Source organism: Rhizobium sp. WYCCWR 11152 (assembly GCF_013087615.1).
Classification (GTDB): Bacteria; Pseudomonadota; Alphaproteobacteria; order Rhizobiales; family Rhizobiaceae; genus Rhizobium; species Rhizobium indicum.
On record NZ_JABFCP010000011.1, the window covers coordinates 366,452 to 384,924 of the forward strand.

Below are 18,473 nucleotides of genomic sequence, written 5' to 3' on the forward strand. Positions count from 1 at the left end.
CAATTGGTGTGCAGCGATCATTCAGACTAGTCCTGCAATTCGGGAAGCGGTAATCAATACAGCTCATAAATGCGTGAATATTTAGACGGTCCCTCAATTTGGCGGTCCGCCGGCCTCTACTTCGTCTGGAGCCGTCCCGTCGCCTCACCGATGAGGGCGAGCGCGATCACGCGAAGGCCGCGCTGGAGCGAGCGTTCGCGGCGTTGCGTCCTGACACGCGCGGGACTGAGGAGAAGATCGACGCGTCGCCCGCCTCATGCGGAAGAAGGCAACGCAAGGGCCGATACCTTTCCGCCGCGCCTACCTTCGCTCCGTTATCGATCAGGTCGAAGTCGATGGAAACCGCATCTTCGGAAGGCGGGACGTTCTGGAACGTCTGGTGATGAGCGGAGAGGCTGCGGCTGGAGCGCCCAGTTTTGTATGGAAAAATGGCGCACCCGAAGAGATTCGAACTCCTGACCCCCAGATTCGTAGTCTGGTGCTCTATCCAGCTGAGCTACGGGTGCGTGCAAAATGCGGCGGTGCCGCTTGCGTGGCGATCCTCTAAAACGTCCTTCGGGACAATGCAAGAGCATTTCTGAAAAAATCGCGTCTTTGTCTCTCCGCAGCCGCGCCTTGCCAAACCCCGTCACTTTTCAATATGCGTCCGGCTGCGGTAATCCTCCAGCGAAACCGGGCGGTCGGGGATCTCGATGCGGAACTGGGTGCCGACCGTCGGTTTTTCCACCAGCGCGATCGTGCCGCCATGGGCGAGCACCAGCTCGCGGGCGATGGTGAGGCCAAGGCCGGTGCCGCCGGAGCGGGCGGAACCGCGGAAGGCGGCAAAAAGGTTCTGGCGCGCCTTCAGCGGCATGCCGGGGCCGGTATCATCCACCGTGATGCTGACGACGCTGCCGACGCGCTGGGCGGAAACGGTGATGCGCCTCAGGGAGCCTGGGCCGCCCTCGCCCGGCGACGTCAGCGCCTGCAGCGCATTGCGGCAGAGATTGTGGATGACGCGGAAAAGCTGCTCGCCATCGGCATCGACCTTGAGATCGGCGCCGATCTGCTCGACGAATTCGATGCCGCTCTGCGGATCGATCGCCAATATGTCCTTGACCTCCTGGGTCAGTTCCAAAAGCAGGATATGGCGGCGGCGCGGCGCCGATTCGCTCGCCTTGCCGTAGGACAGCACCTCGGTGGTATAACCGACGGCGCGGTCGATGGTGCGCAAGAGCTTCGGGGCGAAGCTCTTGACCATCGGGTCATCGACATCGACCAGCCGGTCCGACATCAGCTGCGCGGACGCCAGGATATTGCGCATGTCGTGATTGATCTTGGAAACGGCGAGGCCGAGAGCGGCCAGGTTCTTCTGCTGCTTCAGCGTCTTCTGCAGCTCCATCTGCATCGAGGTGAGGTTGCGGCCGGCGACCGCCAGTTCGTCGCGGCCGCCGTCGCCGATATAGATATGGGCGGGGTTCTCGGGATCGGAGGAGAATTGCTGCATGCTGCCGGTCAGCCGGCGGATCGGGCCGATGAGGATGCGGTTGATCGCAAAGAAGATCAGCGTCGCCGTGAACAGCGAGATCAGCACCGACAGCAAGAGGACGTTGCGGGAATAGACGAACATCGCCCTGCGCAGCGGCCTGTCCTTCATCACCACCTCGACGCCGGTGTTGGTTTCGCCGACGGGGCCATAGACGCGGATTATCCTGCTGCCGCCGAAGACCAGCGTATCGAGTGCGTCGCGTATCGCCGTTACCGGCGGCACGTCAGTGAGATCATAGGCTTCATCGACGGAGGCCGGCATGTCGGTCGTCGCAAGCAGCCGCGAGGTGCCGTCCTTGCGCAGCACGATCGCCTTGGTGCCGGTCGCCTCCAGCGTCTCCTTCTGCAGCGCGCGCGGCAGCTCGACCGGCTGCAGCCCATCGATGACGATGGCGGCGGCAGCGGCGGTGTTCAGCCTGTCCTGCAGCCAGCGCACGCGCATGCTGGCGACCGAGGGAAAGAAGATCAGGATTTCGGCCAGCATGATAAAGAAGACGGTGAGCCAGAGCAGCTTGCCGGAGAGGCCGCCGAACATACGGGCAGGCGGGCACGGCGCCCTTACGGCCTCGCCGGCCGCCGGGTTTTCCGCCGAAGGATTGTCGGCCTGGTCTCTCATCGGCATTCTCGTCTCGCCCGATCGGCAGCACCCAGGCCGCCCTTACCGTTGAGCTCTATATTAGACCAAGATGCTCCGCTTTCAAATCTTTGCGAGCAGCGTCATGTCGTCACAAAGAAACGCCGCCCGGAGGCGGCGTTAGAGTGGCGTGACTCGAGTCTTTTATTTTACGCAATTCCGGACAGAAAATCGCTTTCACACTTTTCCTGGAATTGCTCTGAGGATCAAAACTCTTCCCAGCTCTGCTCGGCTGCGGCCGCATTGCCGCCGAAGGCGCGGGCGACCTTGGCAATCGCCCGGCGGGCGGGCGAGGCAACCGGTCTTTGCGGCTCGTGGCGGACGAGCGCCACGGGTGCCGGCGCATCATCCGGCAGTTTGAAGCGGGCAATGAGGCGCACCAGTCCACCAGCTTCGGCCGACAGCCTATGCGTGGCGGCGGACGTCTCTTCCACCATTGCCGCATTCTGCTGTGTAACCTGGTCCATCTGGTTGACGGCGGTATTGACTTCCTTGAGGCCGGTCGACTGTTCGGTCGCAGCCGTCGCGATCGAATGGATATGATCGTTGATGGCAATGACGCGGGTGCCGATTTCGGCCAGCGCCTCGCCGGTCGCCTGGACCAGCTTGACGCCAACCTGCACCTCGTTGCCCGATTTGGTGATCAGCGCCTTGATGTCCTTGGCAGCCGTTGCCGAACGCTGGGCGAGTTCGCGCACTTCCTGCGCGACCACCGCGAAGCCCTTTCCGGCATCGCCGGCGCGTGCCGCCTCGACGCCGGCATTCAGCGCCAAGAGGTTGGTCTGGAAGGCGATCTCATCGATGACGTTGATGATCTGGCTGATTTCGCGCGAGGCCTGCTCGATCCGGCCCATGGCCTCGACGGCATTGCCCACGACGACGCCGGAGCGGCCGGCATTCTCCTTGGCTTCGGACACCATGATGGTGGCTTCATGCGCCCGCTCGGTGGAATTCTGGACGACGGCGGTGATCTCGTCGAGTGCTGCCGAGGTCTCTTCGAGGGCGGCTGCCTGCTGCTCGGTGCGCTTCGACAGGTCGTCGCTGGCATTGCGCAGCTCGGCGGTGTTGCCGTTCATCGCTTCCGTCGTCTCGCGCACTTCGCGCATCGTCGCCTGCAGGGTGACGAAGGTATTGTTGACGTTCTGCTGCAGCTCGGCGAAGGCGCCCTGGAAGTTGCCGCTCATCGTCTGGGTGAGGTCGCCTTCGGCAAGGCTTGCGATGACGCGGCGGGTCTCACCGATGCCGGCATCGACGCTCGACAGCAGCATGTTGATGTTGCCGGCAAACTGATTGAGGTTATCGTCCTCGTAGTCCCTGCTGATGCGGTGGCCGAAATCGCCGGCTGCTGCCGCAGCCACGACGACGGACATGCTCGACTGCAGGTCGTCGCTCTTGGCGCGCATCGCCGCCTCCTGGGCGTTCAGGCGCTTGACGGCAAGGCCGTTCGCCTTGAAGACCGCTACCGCTGCGGCCATCTCGCCGATTTCATCCGGACGGCCGGCAAAGGGGACCTCGGCGTCGAAATTGCCGTCGGCAACTTCCTTGATCGCATGGGTGACGCGCTTGATCGGGCGGCTGAGATGGCTGGTGCCGATATAGAAGCCCATGCCGACGCCGACCGCGATGCCGATGCCGGTGATGCTGAGCACAAGCATCAGCACCCAGGAGCGGAAGCTCTCGATCTCGGCGTTGACGGTCTCCAGCGCTGCCTTGTCGATGGCGACGACGGCATCGATTTCCGCCTGGAACGCCTTGCGGTTGGCGCGGTTGGCGTCATTGTTGCCTTGTTGGCCGGCGGCTTCGGGGCCGACTTCCGTGCCGAGGCGGGCCGTTTCCGTGCGGAAGGTGCGGAATTCCGCGGCGCGCGCGACAAGCTTGGCAAAATCGTCCTTTTCATCCTCGGGAACGAGCGGCGCCCAGCCCGAGATGACCTTGTCGATCTCGTCGAGGCCGGCCAGCAAGCCCTTGGCGAAGTTCGGCGTATCCTTGATCGTTTTGGCGGCATAGATACCGCGCGATTCCATGACCACGGCGGTGACGAAACGATTGAGGCGTTCGCCGGCATAGGCGCGGCTGGCGGCCTGCTCGTAAGCCGTCAGGTTGCGACTGTATTCGTGCATGGCGGACAATGCCGTCGCACCGATCAGAAGTGCGACCGCGCCCATCACGCAAACCAGCAGATTAATTTTGCCCCGGATCTTCAATGCAATGCTCCTAGCTACGCCACTGCCTGGAAAGCAAATTCCCAGTCGATACGTTGAATATCGGCGAAATTTATTAAAGTTAGATTTCTAATATTTACGATTATGGCTTCGGAATTGATCCATGCCGAATACGGTCGGGCGGCGTAAACGCCTGAAAACCGGGGCGATCGATCTGCCGCGGCGCAAAATTACAACCACTCAGGGCAGGCCTAATTTCTTAACACCAGAGTGCGAAATTACTTTCGGGACCGGCAGCGCAGAGTGAAATTATCCGGCATAATTGACTTTTATGGGCTTCATCCTTATAAGCCCGCGCACGTCCGGTCACTCAGGCCTTTCATGGCCCGCCCGTTCGAAAAACAACGCTCCTTGCATTATGCAAATTCAAGAAGGGCCGCACTCCGCGGTGTTTAAAATAAATGAAGCGTACCTACCAACCATCCAAGCTTGTTCGCAAGCGTCGCCACGGTTTCCGTGCCCGCATGTCCACGAAGGGTGGCCGCAAGGTCATCGCAGCCCGCCGCGCGCAGGGCCGCAATCGTCTGTCGGCGTAAGCCGGGTTGCCCGGTAAGAGATGGCGGGCGAATTGACGATCAGTGAGAAGAAACACACTGTCGGGCGGCTGAAGAGCCGCCCGCAGTTTCTTGCCGCGCGCGAGGGCGAAAAACGCCGGGGCGGCTTCTTCCTTCTCGAAGTCCTCGACCGGAAGGAACCCGACAGCCAGGCACGCGTCGGTTTTACAGTCACCAAAAAACATGGCAACGCGGTCGAACGGAACCGTATGCGCCGCCGCCTGAAAGAGGCGGTGCGGCTTCATGCGGGGTTTGCAATGCAGCCCGGACACGACTATGTGGTTGTCGCGCGCAGGGACGTGCTTGACGCGTCCTTCCAGGAATTGGCCGCGGAACTGAAATCCCGCGTGGAAACCAGGCCGAAACACCGGCGCTCCGGAGACGGACGCCCCAGGAACGTATGATGGAAAACAACCGCAATTATTTCATTGCGATCGCTCTCTCGGTGCTGATCGTCCTCGGCTGGCAGTTTCTCTATATGAATCCGCGCATCGAGGCCCAGCGCAAGGCGCAGGAAGCCCAGAAGGCGCAGCAACAGACCGAGCAGGTGCAGCAGCCGGCAGCCGGCGGCGAGACGCCGGCCCAGCCGAGCGGTGCGGCACCTTCCAGCCAGGCGGCCGCAACAGCGACGCTCGAACAGGCGCTGGCAAAGACCCCGCGCGTCGTCATCGACACTGCTGCCCTTTCCGGTTCGATCAACCTTGCCGGCGCCCGCCTCGACGACCTGAAGCTCAAGGGCTACCACGAGACCGTCGACGACTCGAGCCCGATCATCACGCTGTTCAGCCCGGCCGAAACCAAGGACGGTTACTTCACCGAGCTCGGCTATATCGGCAGTGACGCGACGGGCAGCGTTCCCGGTCCCTCGACGCTCTGGACTGCGCCGGAGGGCGCCAAGCTTACCGAAAAGACGCCGGTGACGCTTTCCTACACCAATGACAAGGGCCTGACCTTCACCCGCACCATCTCCGTCGACGAACGCTACATGTTCACCGTCGCCGACAAGATCGAGAATGCCGGCCAGGCTCCCGCCTCGCTCAATTCTTACGGCCGTGTCACGCGTTACAACAAGCCGACGACGCCCTCCGTCTACGTGCTGCATGAAGGCTTCATCGGCGTCATCGGCGATGACGGCCTGATCGAAACCAAATATACCGCCGCCGAAAAGGAAGCCGTCAAGCCGGCCAAATCCACCGGTGGCTGGCTCGGCATTACCGACAAATACTGGGCCGCGACGATCGTTCCACCGCAGAGCGCTCCCTATGAGGCAAGCTTCTCGCATTTTGCCGACGGTCAGCCGCGCTATCAGGCCGACTACAAGGAAGATGCTTTCACCGTTGCGCCTGGCCAATCGATCGCGCTGAAGAACCTCGTCTTCGCCGGCGCCAAGGAAGTGCCCGTCATCGACGGTTATGAGGCCAGCTACTCGATCCCGAAGTTCGACCGGCTGATCGACTGGGGCTGGTTCTATTTCATCACCAAGCCGATGTTCAAGCTGATGGACTTCTTCTTCCGCTACTTCGGCAATTTCGGCGTGGCGATCCTGTGCACCACCATCGTCGTCAAGGCTCTGTTCTTCCCGCTCGCCAGCAAGCAGTACGCTTCGATGGCGAACATGAAGCGCATGCAGCCGAAGATGGAGGAACTGAAGGCGAAATTCGCCGACGACCGCATGGGGCTGCAGCAGGCAACGATGCAGCTCTACAAGGAAGAAAAGATCAACCCGATCGCCGGCTGCTGGCCGGTGGCGCTGCAGATCCCGATCTTCTTCTCGCTCTACAAGGTGATCTACATCACCATCGAAATGCGGCACGCACCCTTCTTCGGCTGGATCAAGGACCTTTCGGCGCCCGATCCGACGACGATCGTCAATCTGTTCGGCCTGCTGCCTTTCGAGGGGCCGACGCTGCTGCACCTCGGCGTCTGGCCGCTGATCATGGGCGTCACCATGTTCGTGCAGATGCGCATGAACCCGACGCCGCCCGATCCGACGCAGGCGATGATCTTCAACTGGATGCCGCTGGTGTTCATGTTCATGCTGGCAAGCTTCCCGGCCGGTCTGGTCATCTACTGGGCCTGGAACAACACGCTCTCGGTGGCGCAGCAGGGGCTGATCATGAAGCGCCACGGCGTCAAGGTCGAACTCTTCGACAATCTGAAGGGTCTGTTCCGACGAAAAGAAGCGCCGTCGAAATGACGCTTGCCAAGCCCCGCTCCGGCGGGGCTTTTCATTTCCGGGTGGCGGACGAAGGACACAAGGCATGCCGCGCAGGCGCCTGAAAAGCTTGACATCCGCCCGCAAAACCATGAAGCCCGGTAAAAGACCCAACCCAGAGATTGCAGAGCCCGCATGCCCGAAACCGAAAAGCCGCTCTTCGGCCACCCATGGATCTTCATCCGCGGCGTGCCGTCCCTGAACTTCCTGCCGCCGGAAGGGCCGCTGGAAGTGGCCTTTGCCGGTCGCTCTAATGTCGGTAAATCCTCGCTGATCAATGCGCTGGTCGGCCAGAAGGGCCTGGCGCGCACCTCGAACACGCCCGGACGCACGCAGGAACTCAATTATTTCGTGCCGGACGGTTATTCCGGCGAAGGCCAAGACCTGCCGCCGACGGCGATCGTCGACATGCCGGGTTATGGTTATGCGCAGGCACCGAAGGAGCAGGTCGACAAGTGGACCAAGCTCGTCTTCGATTATCTGCGCGGCCGCGCGACGCTGAAGCGCGTCTATGTGCTGATCGACAGCCGCCACGGCATCAAGAAGAACGACGACGATGTGCTTGATCTGCTCGACAAGGCCGCCGTCTCCTACCAGATCGTGCTGACCAAGACCGACAAGATCAAGGCGGCTGGCGTGCCGAAGCTCATTGCCGAAACGGCGGAAAAGATCCGCAAGCGCCCGGCCGCCTATCCCGGCGTGCTGTCCACCTCGTCCGAAAAGGGCGACGGGCTGGACGAACTGCGCCAGGCGATCGCCGAAACCGTCGGCATCGCCCGCTGGAAGTAGAGGGCGTAAGCGGCCCGGACGCGGCGACCTGTCTGGTGTAAAGGCCTCCGCGACACCTCAAAGTTGAATATGTTTCCAATTGAAAACTAAAGGTTGACGATGCAAGCTCGATGAGCTAGACATCGATCATCGAATTTTGCTTGCTGGCTTGGTTATCGCGCGATTGGCACCGCGCTCTGAACGAACTTCCTTTCAAAAATCGCTATCACCATCCGCATCGCCTTGGCGTTGCGGTTCTTCAATATTGCTATGAAAGGGTTCATCATCATGGCCACTGGCACCGTTAAATGGTTCAATTCCACCAAAGGCTTCGGCTTCATTCAGCCTGATAATGGCGGCGACGACGCCTTCGTTCACATCTCCGCCGTCGAGCGCGCCGGAATGCGCGAACTCGTCGAAGGCCAGAAGATCGGCTTCGACCTCGAGCGTGACAACAAGTCGGGCAAGATGTCCGCTTGCAATCTCCAGAACGCTTAAATCGGTATCGCTTCCCTTTGACCACGGATGTACTGGCACTGCCGGAAGCACGTTATCAATCCAAGGCCAGGCAATTTGCCTGGCCTTTTTTGTTTTCGCTCGCGCGTCGAGCCCATCCGTATCGGAGCCAACATGACAGAGACATACAGCAAATCTCGACAGCGGGCGGAGATTGCCTTCGGCAACGTCCAGACCCAGTTCTTCGCGAAGAACCAGGCGGCCGAAGAGCTCGAATCCGACGCCCAATCGCAACAGGCAAAGACGTTGCGGCTTCGGGAGGCCCGGCTTGCCAGGGAACAGAGTGACCGGGTGTCGGCAACCTCTGCCCTCGTTGCGAAACGCGCCAGGGCCCGCTGAGATCACAACCCGATCGCCAAGCCTCGAGATTTAAAACGCGTCTGAATCGACGGGCTTGCAGATCGCTCGCTGCAGCATGGGCGAAGGCGTGCTGACATTCACTCGCATCAAGGAAGCATCAATGGCAGAGACTCCGCAGGAACTTCAGTCGATCAATACTGCCTGGCAGATCGCCATTCAGGAAATTCTGCGCATGGTGATCAGAGACATGTATCACGGCGGCGGCGAGGCTTCGTTCAAGACGCATATCAAGCGTATCGAAGAAGCGGCCGTCGACAGTATTTACACGGATTTGCGGCTGCGCGGGACTGATGAATGGACGGAAGTGCTGGTCAAGGAAAGGGCGAGCAATTTCGTTACGACCCTGCTGACGTCATTTACCTATGACCGGGCTTAAATCACCCTGTGGCAGGAAATCGATGGACGTGCCGCCGATCAACGCTTGCGTCCCAGCAGTTTTTAAAGCAACCCTAGTTCTCCTGCTGTGCGGGAAAAGCCGCGTCCAAGAGTAATATTTGATGACCGATAGCAAAGACCAGCCGATTTCGCCGGAAGGCGTCGGCAACTTGCCCCATCTTGCCGAAGCCCTTGATGACGACCGGTTTCGACACTTTCTCGATCATGTGCCATTCGCGGTGGCTGTCTCAGAACTCGGTGGCGACGAGCCGCTGGTTTATGTCAATCTCGAATTCGAACGGCTGACGGCGCTTGAGGCAACCGAGGTCCAGGGAAAACCCTGGCCGGAAATTAAATTGAACTCCACCGCCGTCTCCGGAGAGGTGCCGCTCACAGCCGCGGTGACCTCTGCGGAAGAGTATGTTGGTGCCTTCTCGCTCGCCGCCGAACCCGAGAGCACCGTCATTATCGATGTTTGGTCGAATACGATCGTCGACGATGATGACACCCCACTCTTCCGATTGGTGGCCTTTGCTGCCCGCAATGAGGCGACGGCCGCTGAGAGCTTCAGCGAACTGCTGACGGAGAAAGATGTCCTTCTGCGGGAACTACAGCATCGCGTGAAGAACAATCTTCAGATGATCACGGCGCTCATCCGAATGGAGGCGCGCAATGCTCAACAGAATGAGGAAAGCGAAAGGTTTGCACGGCTTGCCGGGCGGATTGAAGCCTTGGCCCTGCTCTATCGCTCGCTGTCAGACGAAGAGAAAGGCGCCACAGTCGATCTTGGTACCTATGTCAGCCAGATTGCCGCCTCGGTGATGGCGGCCCATGCCGTGGAAGGGATCCGGCTGGACATGAAGGTCGATACCTGGCCGGTTTCGGTCGATGTCGCCATGCCGGCCGGCCTCGTCATCAACGAACTCCTCACCAATACGCTGAAGCATGCCTTCTTGGGGCGCGATGGCGGCGAAATCACGCTCCGCTGTGTCGTCAGCGATACCGGGTGCAGGATCACCGTTGCTGATAACGGGGTCGGTCTTCCCCAGGATGTGACCTGGCCGCAGCCGGGAAAGCTGAGCGCGATGATCGTACAGTCGCTGAAACAGAATGCCCGCGCCGAGGTTGAAGTCAGCTCATCCCCTGACACCGGCATGAGTGTTTCCCTCGTCTTCCCGAGAACTGAAGCGGCCCGATAGAGCGCCGTGCGTCTTTTCAGACGCGCTAGGGACGCTCTATCACTTTGAATCTGCGCGTAATCCTTTCCGAAAATCGATTCCGATTTTCGGGGTTATGCGCTAGCCACCTCATCAATTGTGTTTGGGGCGCCCTTAGAGCGGTTCAGCTTTTTATGGAAGCGCAGAACCGCTCTAACCTTTTGTTTTTGCGCAATTCCGGACGGAAAACCGCTCTGCACTTTTCCTGGAATTGCTCTAGGAGCGCCCCAATGCATCTGCCGATACGAGCGGGCCTACATCTTCGGCAGCAGCACCTTGTCGACGACGTGGATGACGCCGTTCGATTGCTTGACGTCGGCGATCGTCACATGGGAGACGCCGCCGTTTTCATCGGTCAGCGTGATCTTGCCCATGTTTTCCTTGGCCTTCAGCACGCAGCCGCCGACGGTCTTGATGTCGTGCTCGCCTCCGTCATCCTTGATCATCTTGGCGACGGTCTTGGCCATCGCATCGGCGGCAACGACGTGGCAGGTCAGAACCTTGGTGAGCGTCGCTTTGTTTTCCGGCTTCAGCAGTGTATCGACGGTGCCCTTCGGCAGGGCGGCGAAAGCTTCGTTGGTCGGCGCAAAGACGGTGAAGGGGCCTTTGCCCTCGAGCGTGCTGACCAGGCCGGCTGCCTTGACGGCTGCGACCAGCGTCGTGTGATCCTTGGAGTTCACGGCGTTCTCGATGATGTTCTTGCTATCGAACATCGCCGCACCGCCGACCGTCGGGTTTTTCGCGGCGGCAAAGGCGACAGCGGACATGGCGGCGGCGAGCGCGAAGCCGCGCAATACGGACTTGATCATGATTTTCTCCTCACCGGATACAGTCCGCCGGCTTTATGCCTGAGCGTCGTCCGGACATTTCGAACTACGGAGGGCCGCGCCGAAGAGTTTCAGACAGGAGAAATGATTTATGACCGACACGATCATGACCGGTGCGATTAGGGTCGGCGCAGGGGGCCGCTTGCGATCACCGGACCGGTTGCCTGGCCGGTCGGCGAGCCGCCGAAGGGTTCGAGGCTGACGGCAAGCGTTGCGCCATCGGCGAGTTGGCTGCGCAGTTCGGCGGGAATGACAAGTTCACCGCTTTCGCCCGGCTGGAAGACGCCGAGCGATCTCGTCATGCCGCTGCCCGGTACCAGCCAGAGTTCCAGCGACTTCTCCTCCGGCTTACCGGCGGCGACCGGCACGATCTTCAGCCGGCCGCTCTGCAGCTCGTAGGAGGCAAGAAGATTGATGGTGCTGTTCTGGCCCGAAAGCGAGGCCACCAGCGGTGCCGGTCCCTGCGGCTCCGGCACCACGCCGGAGGCGAAGATGACGGCGCTGACGGCAACAACGATGCAAGCGAAGCTCAGCGAACGCCAGAAAACGGCGGAATTCCAGAGCCCCTGCGAAAAGGATGGGGGCTTTTGGCCATCGCCGAACAGCCGCGCCTCGATCTGCTTGAAGGTTTCCCGGTTCGGAGCAACGCCTTCATACTCGTCGTTGAAGGAAGAGAGGTTGGTTTCCCAGCGGCTGACGATCGCAGCGAAGGGGCGGTCGTGGCGCATGCGCTCTTCCACCACCCGGCGATCCTGCAACGACAGGACGCCAAGCACATATTCGCCGGCGAGAACCTCGTCGCGGGAGCGGTCTCCCTTGCTTTTGTCGGGCGATGTCATCGTTCCATGCACTCTCTCAGTTTCAAGAGGCTGCGTCTGAGCCAGGTCCGCATCGTGTTCAGCGGGACACCAAACTGATCGGCCAGTTCCTGATAGCTCAGCCCTTCGACATAAGCCCGTTTCACCGCGACCGCACGATCAGCTTCCAACTCTTCCATGCAGGTGTCAATCCGCCTTCCTTCATCCTTGGTCACCGTCTGCATTTCCGGGTCGGGTCCGGCATCGGCAAGATCGTAGACCGTGTCCAATTCGTCGGCGACGGGCTTGCGCGCCCGCAGCGCATCGATCGACCGATTGCGGGCGATCGCCGCCAGCCATGCCGAGGACGAACCCGAGGCGACGGAGAAGCTGCGAGCGCGTTGCCAGATGCTGATATAGACTTCCTGCAGAGCTTCTTCGGCTTCCGTGCGATCCTTCAAGATACGCAGGCAGATCGAAAAAAGTTTCGGTGCGGTCTGATTGTAGAGGGCCACGAAAGCCCTGCGATCGCCGAGTGCGACGCGGCCGATCAAGTCTGCGATCTCATCGCCTTGCATGCCGTTCCTCATCTCAAGCTTGCGTGCGCCAGACGGTAACGGCGTCCGGCTCCGCGACAGATACGAAAAACTATTGCCCTCTGGATTATTCCCTCTGTCAGAAACTTGCGATAAAAGGCCGCGAACAATTCTGCGGGGTTCCCATGAACGAAACCGAAAGCGAAATGCAGGCACGGCTTCTGGCCAAGGCACTGCCCTTCATGCAGCGTTACGAGAACAAGACGATTGTCGTGAAATATGGCGGCCACGCCATGGGCAATCCCGAGCTCGGCAAGGCCTTTGCCAGCGACATCGCGCTGTTGAAGCAATCGGGCGTCAACCCGATCGTCGTTCATGGCGGCGGCCCGCAAATCGGCGCCATGCTGAGCAAGATGGGCATCGAATCGAAATTCGAGGGCGGCCTTCGCGTCACCGACCAGAAAACGGTCGAGATCGTCGAGATGGTGCTCGCCGGCTCGATCAACAAGGAAATCGTCGCGCTCATCAACCAGACCGGCGAATGGGCGATCGGCCTTTGCGGCAAGGACGGCAACATGGTCTTCGCCGAAAAGGCGCGCAAGACCGTGAAGGATCCGGATTCGAACATCGAGCGCGTGCTCGATCTCGGTTTCGTCGGCGAAGTGGTCGAGGTCGACCGGACGCTGCTCGATCTGCTCGCCCGCTCCGAGATGATCCCGGTCATCGCCCCCGTCGCGCCTGGCCGTGACGGCGCCACCTACAATATCAACGCCGATACCTTTGCCGGCGCCATTGCCGGCGCGCTGAACGCCACTCGACTGCTGTTCCTGACCGATGTGCCCGGCGTGCTCGACAAGAACGGCCAGCTCATCAAGGAGCTTTCGGTCGCCGAAGCACATGCGCTGATCGCCGATGGCACGATCTCGGGCGGCATGATCCCCAAGGTCGAGACCTGCATCGATGCGATCAAGGCCGGCGTGCAGGGCGTCGTTATCCTGAACGGCAAGACCGCCCATTCCGTGCTGCTCGAGATCTTCACCGAGCACGGCGTCGGAACGCTGATCGTTCCCTGAACCAGGCTGCGCCCTTCACTTGCGAAGAGCGGATCTTCCTGACGCGGAAACAGGGTATCGAGGAAACAAATGCGCCTGACAGACTGCTATAATTTTCACGATTTCCGGCGCATGGCTAAACGGCGTCTTCCCGGACCGATATTCGACTATATCGACGGCGGTGCCGATGACGAGGTGACGTACCGGCGCAATACCGCGGCCTTCGAGGCCTGCGATCTGGTGCCCGACGTTTTGCGCGGTGTGGCCGATGTCGACATGTCGGTGACCGTCATGGGCCAGAAGCTCGCAATGCCGGTCTATTGCTCACCGACGGCGCTGCAGCGGCTTTTTCACCACCAGGGAGAGCGGGCGGTCGCGGCGGCGGCGGCAAAACATGGGACGATGTTCGGCGTCTCCTCGCTCGGCACGATCAGCCTGGAGGAAGCGAGACAGATCAGCAATGGGCCGCAGGTCTATCAGTTCTATTTCCACAAGGACCGCGGCCTCAACCGCGAGATGATGGCGCGAGCGAAAAATGCCGGCGTGCAGGCGATGATGCTGACGGTCGACAGCATCACCGGCGGCAACCGCGAGCGCGACAAACGCACCGGCTTTGCCATTCCCTTCAAGCTCAATCTTGCCGGCATGACCCAGTTCGCGATCAAGCCTTCCTGGGCGATCGACTGGCTGACGCACGAGCGCTTCCGGCTGCCGCAGCTCGAAAACCACGTCAAGATGGATGGCGGCACGCTGTCGATCAGCCGATACTTCACCGAGATGCTGGACCCCTCGATGTCCTGGGACGACGTGGCGGAGATGGTGCGCGAATGGGGCGGGCCATTCTGCCTGAAGGGCATCATGTCGGTCGAGGACGCCAAGCGCGCGGCCGAGATCGGCTGCAGCGGCATCGTGCTTTCCAATCACGGCGGGCGCCAGCTCGACGGCTCGCGCAGCGCATTCGACCAGTTGGCCGAGATCGTCGACGCCGTGGGCGACCGGATCGACGTGATGATGGATGGCGGCGTGCAGCGGGGAACGCATGTTCTTAAAGCATTGTCGCTGGGGGCGAAGGCCGTCGGGCTCGGGCGCTACTATCTCTTCCCGCTTGCCGCTGCCGGACAGCCCGGCGTCGAACGGGCGCTGGAGACGATGCGCACCGAGATCGAGCGCGGCATGAAGCTGATGGGCTGCACCTCGGTCAGCCAGCTCAGCCGGCGGAATCTGCGCTTCCGTTCCTGAGCGGAACGGGATTTCATTCCGGGCCGCAGCTTTCGCACTAAAGCGCGTCGCGATCTTTCGGATTCGCTCGTCGCGCTTTAGCTCTTTGTTTTTACGCATGCCGTTGTCGCAAAACCGCTGCACACTTTTGCGCGACATGCTTTAGATCTGCGGCCCTCGGGCATTCGACGTCAGAGCAGGCTATAAATCGCCGCCGCCTCCTGTTTCAGCTTCTCCATCATTGATCGGTAAGGCCCCGGACCATAACTGACGCGGCCGACGCCGAGTTTTGCCAGCGTCTTCACATCCGGGGCGCCTGTCCGCATCATGATGTTGACCGGAAGCGGCGATGCCGCGCAGATCTTCTCGATCAAGGCGGGATCGATCAAGCCGGGAACGAAGAAGCCGCTGCCGCCGGCCGCCGCATAGGCTTTGCCTCGCTCGATCGCCTCGTCCACCAGTCCGGCATGTTTGGAAAGATCGCTCTCGGCCAGGAAGAGATCGGTGCGGGCGTTGATGAAGAAGGGAATGCCCTTGCCTTCCGCCATGGCGCGAATGGCGCGGATGCGGGCCGCCTGCCTCTCGGCCGGATAAAGCCCGCCACCGCCGACCACCTGATCCTCGAAATTGATGCCGATAGCGCCGACCTCCACCAGCTTGGCGACATTGGCGGCCGCACCCTCAGCCTCGGCCGAATAGGCGCCTTCGAAATCGACCGAAAGCGGCAGGTCGATGACAGCGGTGATGGATTTCGCGGTCTCGACCAGCACCGACATCGGCAGCTTCTCGCCGTCGGCATAACCATGGGCAGCCGCGACCGACCAGCTTCCTGTGGCAAGCGCCTTGGCGCCGCCATCGGCGACGGCCTTGGCCGTGCCGGCATCCCAGATATTGTAAAGAACAACCGGGGCGCCCTTGCGATGCGATGCGCCGAATGCCTTGGCCTTTTCGTTCTGGTTCATGCTGTCTCCTCCATCTTTGCTTGCGTGCTGATCTTCTCTTCATGCCGCAGCAGCCATTGCTTGCGCCAGAGCCCGCCGCCATAGCCGGTCAACGAACCATCCGCGCCGAGGATGCGATGGCAGGGCACGATGATGGCAAGCTGGTTGGCGCCATTGGCGCGGCCGACAGCACGCACCACTTCCGGCCTTTCCATTTCCCTTGCGAGATCGCCATAGGCGCGCGTCTGGCCAGCAGGAATCTCCATGAGCTTTGCCCAGACATGTTTTTCGAAGGGTGTGCCGCCGGGCGCCAATGGCGTCTTGAAGACGGTGAGCCGTCCTTCGAAATAATCCCGGATCTCCGCCGCGATCTGATCAATCGCCGGCGTGCGGCCGATCGCGACCGACGAGCGGATGCGCTTCTGCAGCGCCTCGAGCTCGGTCGGCAGCGCCTTACGGTCGTGGAATTCGAGAAGATGCAGATGCGTCTGGTCGGCGACGGCTATCATCGGCCCGAGCGGGGTGTCGAACCAGTCGGCAAAGAGCAGTTCGCGGTTCTGCCACAGCGCCGGCGCCTTGCCGACCAGCCGCTGGAAAGCCGCCCGGAAACCGCTTGGGGAGTCATATCCCGCATCGAGCTGCGCATCGATGACGCGCGCGCCATCGGCCAGTTGCCGGGCCGCTTCACCCAGTCGGCGATAGCGGACGATATCGTGGAAGGTCATGCCGAGCGCCCGCTTGAAGGCGCGACGCACGGTCGAGGGATCGTGGCCTCGGCGCACAAGCTCATCTTCGGTCCAGCGCAGCTGCGGCTCACGGTCGAGCGCGGCAAGCAGCTCATCGACGATCGGCTCCCTGCCCGGCTGCTCCAGCGGCCTGCAGCGCTGGCACGGGCGGAAGCCGGAATGCATGCAGGCGGCGATCGTGTCGAAGAAGAGCGTATTTTCCCGCTTCGGCTTGCGTGCCGGGCAGGTCAGGCGACAGAAGATGCCTGTCGTCTTGACGCAGACATAGGCCTGGCCCTCATAATCGGCGCTGCGCGCGATCAGGGCATCATAGAGCGTATCGTCATCGGGGCGTTCGAAAAGCATGACCGCTTTCTAGCATTCCATGCCTGCGCCGTCCGCCGAAAATCGGGCGTCTATTCTTTCTTGTCGATTTCCTTGGCGGATAAGCCGTGCCATAAGACCGCCATGACCAAGATCGACCGCACGCCTGATAAAACCGATTTCGAGCACGTCACAGACTGGGTCTTCGACCTCGACAACACGCTCTATCCGCATCATGTCAATCTCTTCGCGCAGATCGACAAGAACATGACCGCCTATGTCGCGGCGCTCTTACAGATGGAGCGGGAAGAGGCGCGCAAGCTGCAGAAGCAATATTACCTCGAGCATGGCACGACGCTGCAGGGCCTGATGATCCATCACGGCATCGACCCGAATGACTTCCTCGAAAAAGCGCATGCGATCGACTACACGGCGCTGACGCCGCAGCCGGAACTCGGCGAGGCGATCAAGGCGCTGCCGGGGCGCAAGTTCATCTTCACCAATGGCAGCGTCAAGCATGCCGAAATGACGGCGGAGGCGCTCGGCATTCTCGAACATTTCGACGACATCTTCGATATCGTCGCGGCCGACTACGTGCCGAAGCCGGCGCAGGCGACCTACGACAAGTTCACGGCGCTGAAGCGCGTCGAAACCACCAAGGCGGCCATGTTCGAGGATCTGCCGCGCAATCTGACAGTGCCGAAGGCGCTCGGCATGCAGACCGTGCTGCTCGTGCCGCGCAATCTGGAAGAGACAGTGGTCGAATGGTGGGAAAAGACCAGCGGCGAAGAGGATCATATCGATTTCGTCACCGACGACCTCGCCGCTTTTCTCGGCAAGATTACCGGCTGAAGCATTACCAAGTTTTCACTTAGCTTACCGATGTTTAACTGGGTCTTGCGGGCCTGCTGCCATAGCTTCTTTCGTGAGGGGACACCTTACGAAAGGCAAACACGATGTACCGCAACAAGCTGATACTGGCAGCGCTTTCCTCCACCCTCATCTTCGGCGCAGCCGCCGGAGCCGGCTATGCAGCGCCCGGTGACGGGCCGCGTCAGCACCCCGGCAGGCACGGTCCCATGCACGGTCCGGGGCCTGCCGCCTTCCGCGAAATCACGTATGTCAGAATGCTCAAGCAGTTCGACACCAACAAGGACGGACAGATCTCCAAGGACGAGGCGACCGCCGGCATCGACAAGATCTTCGCTGCGATCGACACCAACAAGGACGGCTCGCTGACCCCAGGCGAAATCGGCGCATACCAGAAAGCGCAGATGCAGGCGATGAGAGATCAGCGCAAGCAGGATGCCAGCAATAACAAGGATGTGAAGACCGCAGACGCGACGCCTGATAATAACGACCAGGGCCGGCCGCCTCAGGGTGGTCACGAGGGTCGTGACGGACATCGCTGGATGCGCCATGGCGGCAACATCATGCGTGCCTCGATCATGATGCACCGGGTCGACACCGACCAGAACGGCCAGATTTCCAAACAGGAAGCTGAAGCCGGCATGGACAAGCTGTTCACTCGAATGGACCGCAACAAGGACGGCGTCATCTCGATCGACGACATGCCGGACCGGCCACTTCTCTAAAGCCAAGCGACGACTTGCCCTTGCCTTTCCCCGGCTCGACGGGGAGAGGCTCCGCAGTTTGTGCCTCTGA

The 18,473-nt window shown here is 60.9% G+C and carries 19 protein-coding genes and 1 tRNA gene; 12 read left to right on the forward strand and 8 right to left on the reverse strand.

The window, feature by feature from the left end; genetic code table 11:
• Positions 1-429: 429 nt before the first annotated feature.
• From G9X67_RS23340 to G9X67_RS23350, 3 genes are all read right to left on the reverse strand, one after another.
• Positions 430-506: transfer RNA gene (locus G9X67_RS23340), tRNA-Arg, on the reverse strand.
• A gap of 122 nt (positions 507-628) precedes the next feature.
• On the reverse strand, positions 629-2,149 hold the full coding sequence (locus tag G9X67_RS23345) for a HAMP domain-containing sensor histidine kinase (RefSeq protein WP_171599806.1): 1,521 nt from the start codon (positions 2,147-2,149) through the stop codon (positions 629-631).
• Positions 2,150-2,367: 218 nt separating this feature from the next.
• Positions 2,368-4,365, reverse strand: coding sequence for a methyl-accepting chemotaxis protein (locus G9X67_RS23350; RefSeq protein ID WP_171599807.1), 1,998 nt, complete (start codon positions 4,363-4,365; stop codon positions 2,368-2,370).
• 419 nt (positions 4,366-4,784) lie between these two features.
• On the opposite strand from G9X67_RS23350, the gene rpmH reads away from it, so the two are divergent.
• The 8 genes from rpmH to G9X67_RS23390 all read left to right on the forward strand — a co-directional run bounded on the left by rpmH (position 4,785) and on the right by G9X67_RS23390 (position 10,370).
• Complete coding sequence (gene rpmH / locus G9X67_RS23355; protein ID WP_003545006.1) at positions 4,785-4,919, forward strand: 50S ribosomal protein L34; 135 nt, start codon at positions 4,785-4,787, stop codon at positions 4,917-4,919.
• Positions 4,920-4,939: 20 nt separating this feature from the next.
• A complete protein-coding gene (gene rnpA / locus G9X67_RS23360; RefSeq protein WP_029873867.1) occupies positions 4,940-5,341 on the forward strand; it encodes a ribonuclease P protein component in 402 nt (133 codons plus the stop codon).
• Positions 5,341-7,134, forward strand: coding sequence for a membrane protein insertase YidC (yidC, locus tag G9X67_RS23365; protein WP_171599808.1), 1,794 nt, complete (start codon positions 5,341-5,343; stop codon positions 7,132-7,134). Before rnpA ends, yidC begins: the two co-directional genes overlap by 1 nt.
• Before the next feature lie 153 nt (positions 7,135-7,287).
• Entirely contained in the window at positions 7,288-7,941 is a 654-nt protein-coding gene (gene yihA, locus G9X67_RS23370) for a ribosome biogenesis GTP-binding protein YihA/YsxC (protein ID WP_062939810.1), read from the forward strand.
• Between the two features lie 267 nt (positions 7,942-8,208).
• The gene (locus G9X67_RS23375) at positions 8,209-8,418 is read left to right on the forward strand and encodes a cold-shock protein (RefSeq protein ID WP_003545000.1); all 210 of its coding nucleotides are present in this window, start codon (positions 8,209-8,211) and stop codon (positions 8,416-8,418) included.
• Positions 8,419-8,550: 132 nt separating this feature from the next.
• Positions 8,551-8,775: a hypothetical protein gene (locus G9X67_RS23380; protein WP_024323875.1), complete on the forward strand. Its 225-nt coding sequence runs from the start codon at positions 8,551-8,553 to the stop codon at positions 8,773-8,775.
• A 121-nt stretch (positions 8,776-8,896) separates the two neighbouring features.
• Positions 8,897-9,172, forward strand: a complete 276-nt coding sequence (locus G9X67_RS23385; protein WP_003556110.1) for a hypothetical protein — start codon at positions 8,897-8,899, stop codon at positions 9,170-9,172.
• Positions 9,173-9,293: 121 nt separating this feature from the next.
• Positions 9,294-10,370, forward strand: a complete 1,077-nt coding sequence (locus G9X67_RS23390; RefSeq protein ID WP_138332338.1) for a histidine kinase dimerization/phosphoacceptor domain -containing protein — start codon at positions 9,294-9,296, stop codon at positions 10,368-10,370.
• 272 nt (positions 10,371-10,642) lie between these two features.
• On the opposite strand, the gene G9X67_RS23395 is transcribed toward G9X67_RS23390, so the two are convergent.
• From G9X67_RS23395 to G9X67_RS23405, 3 genes are all read right to left on the reverse strand, one after another.
• Complete coding sequence (locus G9X67_RS23395) at positions 10,643-11,197, reverse strand: fasciclin domain-containing protein (RefSeq protein ID WP_171599809.1); 555 nt, start codon at positions 11,195-11,197, stop codon at positions 10,643-10,645.
• Positions 11,198-11,334: 137 nt separating this feature from the next.
• Entirely contained in the window at positions 11,335-12,054 is a 720-nt protein-coding gene (locus G9X67_RS23400) for an anti-sigma factor (protein WP_171599810.1), read from the reverse strand.
• Positions 12,051-12,590: a sigma-70 family RNA polymerase sigma factor gene (locus G9X67_RS23405; RefSeq protein WP_138332336.1), complete on the reverse strand. Its 540-nt coding sequence runs from the start codon at positions 12,588-12,590 to the stop codon at positions 12,051-12,053. The genes G9X67_RS23400 and G9X67_RS23405 overlap by 4 nt, the downstream gene beginning before the upstream one ends.
• Before the next feature lie 143 nt (positions 12,591-12,733).
• On the opposite strand from G9X67_RS23405, the gene argB reads away from it, so the two are divergent.
• Positions 12,734-13,621 carry an acetylglutamate kinase gene (argB, locus tag G9X67_RS23410; RefSeq protein ID WP_011650234.1) on the forward strand — a complete coding sequence of 296 codons (888 nt, stop codon included), beginning with the start codon at positions 12,734-12,736 and terminating at the stop codon, positions 13,619-13,621.
• Between the two features lie 69 nt (positions 13,622-13,690).
• Positions 13,691-14,839 (forward strand): alpha-hydroxy acid oxidase, encoded by a 1,149-nt coding sequence (locus G9X67_RS23415; protein WP_130700798.1) that lies wholly within the window; start codon positions 13,691-13,693, stop codon positions 14,837-14,839.
• A gap of 170 nt (positions 14,840-15,009) precedes the next feature.
• Here the strand turns inward: G9X67_RS23415 and G9X67_RS23420 are convergent, their stop codons facing one another.
• The gene (locus G9X67_RS23420) at positions 15,010-15,780 is read right to left on the reverse strand and encodes an isocitrate lyase/phosphoenolpyruvate mutase family protein (protein ID WP_171599811.1); all 771 of its coding nucleotides are present in this window, start codon (positions 15,778-15,780) and stop codon (positions 15,010-15,012) included.
• The gene (locus G9X67_RS23425) at positions 15,777-16,850 is read right to left on the reverse strand and encodes a trifunctional transcriptional activator/DNA repair protein Ada/methylated-DNA--[protein]-cysteine S-methyltransferase (RefSeq protein WP_171599812.1); all 1,074 of its coding nucleotides are present in this window, start codon (positions 16,848-16,850) and stop codon (positions 15,777-15,779) included. The genes G9X67_RS23420 and G9X67_RS23425 overlap by 4 nt, the downstream gene beginning before the upstream one ends.
• A 102-nt stretch (positions 16,851-16,952) precedes the next feature.
• Here G9X67_RS23425 and G9X67_RS23430 point away from each other — a divergent pair, with 102 nt between their 5' ends.
• Positions 16,953-17,660 carry a pyrimidine 5'-nucleotidase gene (locus G9X67_RS23430; RefSeq protein WP_138332332.1) on the forward strand — a complete coding sequence of 236 codons (708 nt, stop codon included), beginning with the start codon at positions 16,953-16,955 and terminating at the stop codon, positions 17,658-17,660.
• 104 nt (positions 17,661-17,764) lie between these two features.
• Positions 17,765-18,403 carry an EF-hand domain-containing protein gene (locus tag G9X67_RS23435; RefSeq protein ID WP_138388323.1) on the forward strand — a complete coding sequence of 213 codons (639 nt, stop codon included), beginning with the start codon at positions 17,765-17,767 and terminating at the stop codon, positions 18,401-18,403.
• The last annotated feature ends 70 nt before the right edge of the window (positions 18,404-18,473 follow it).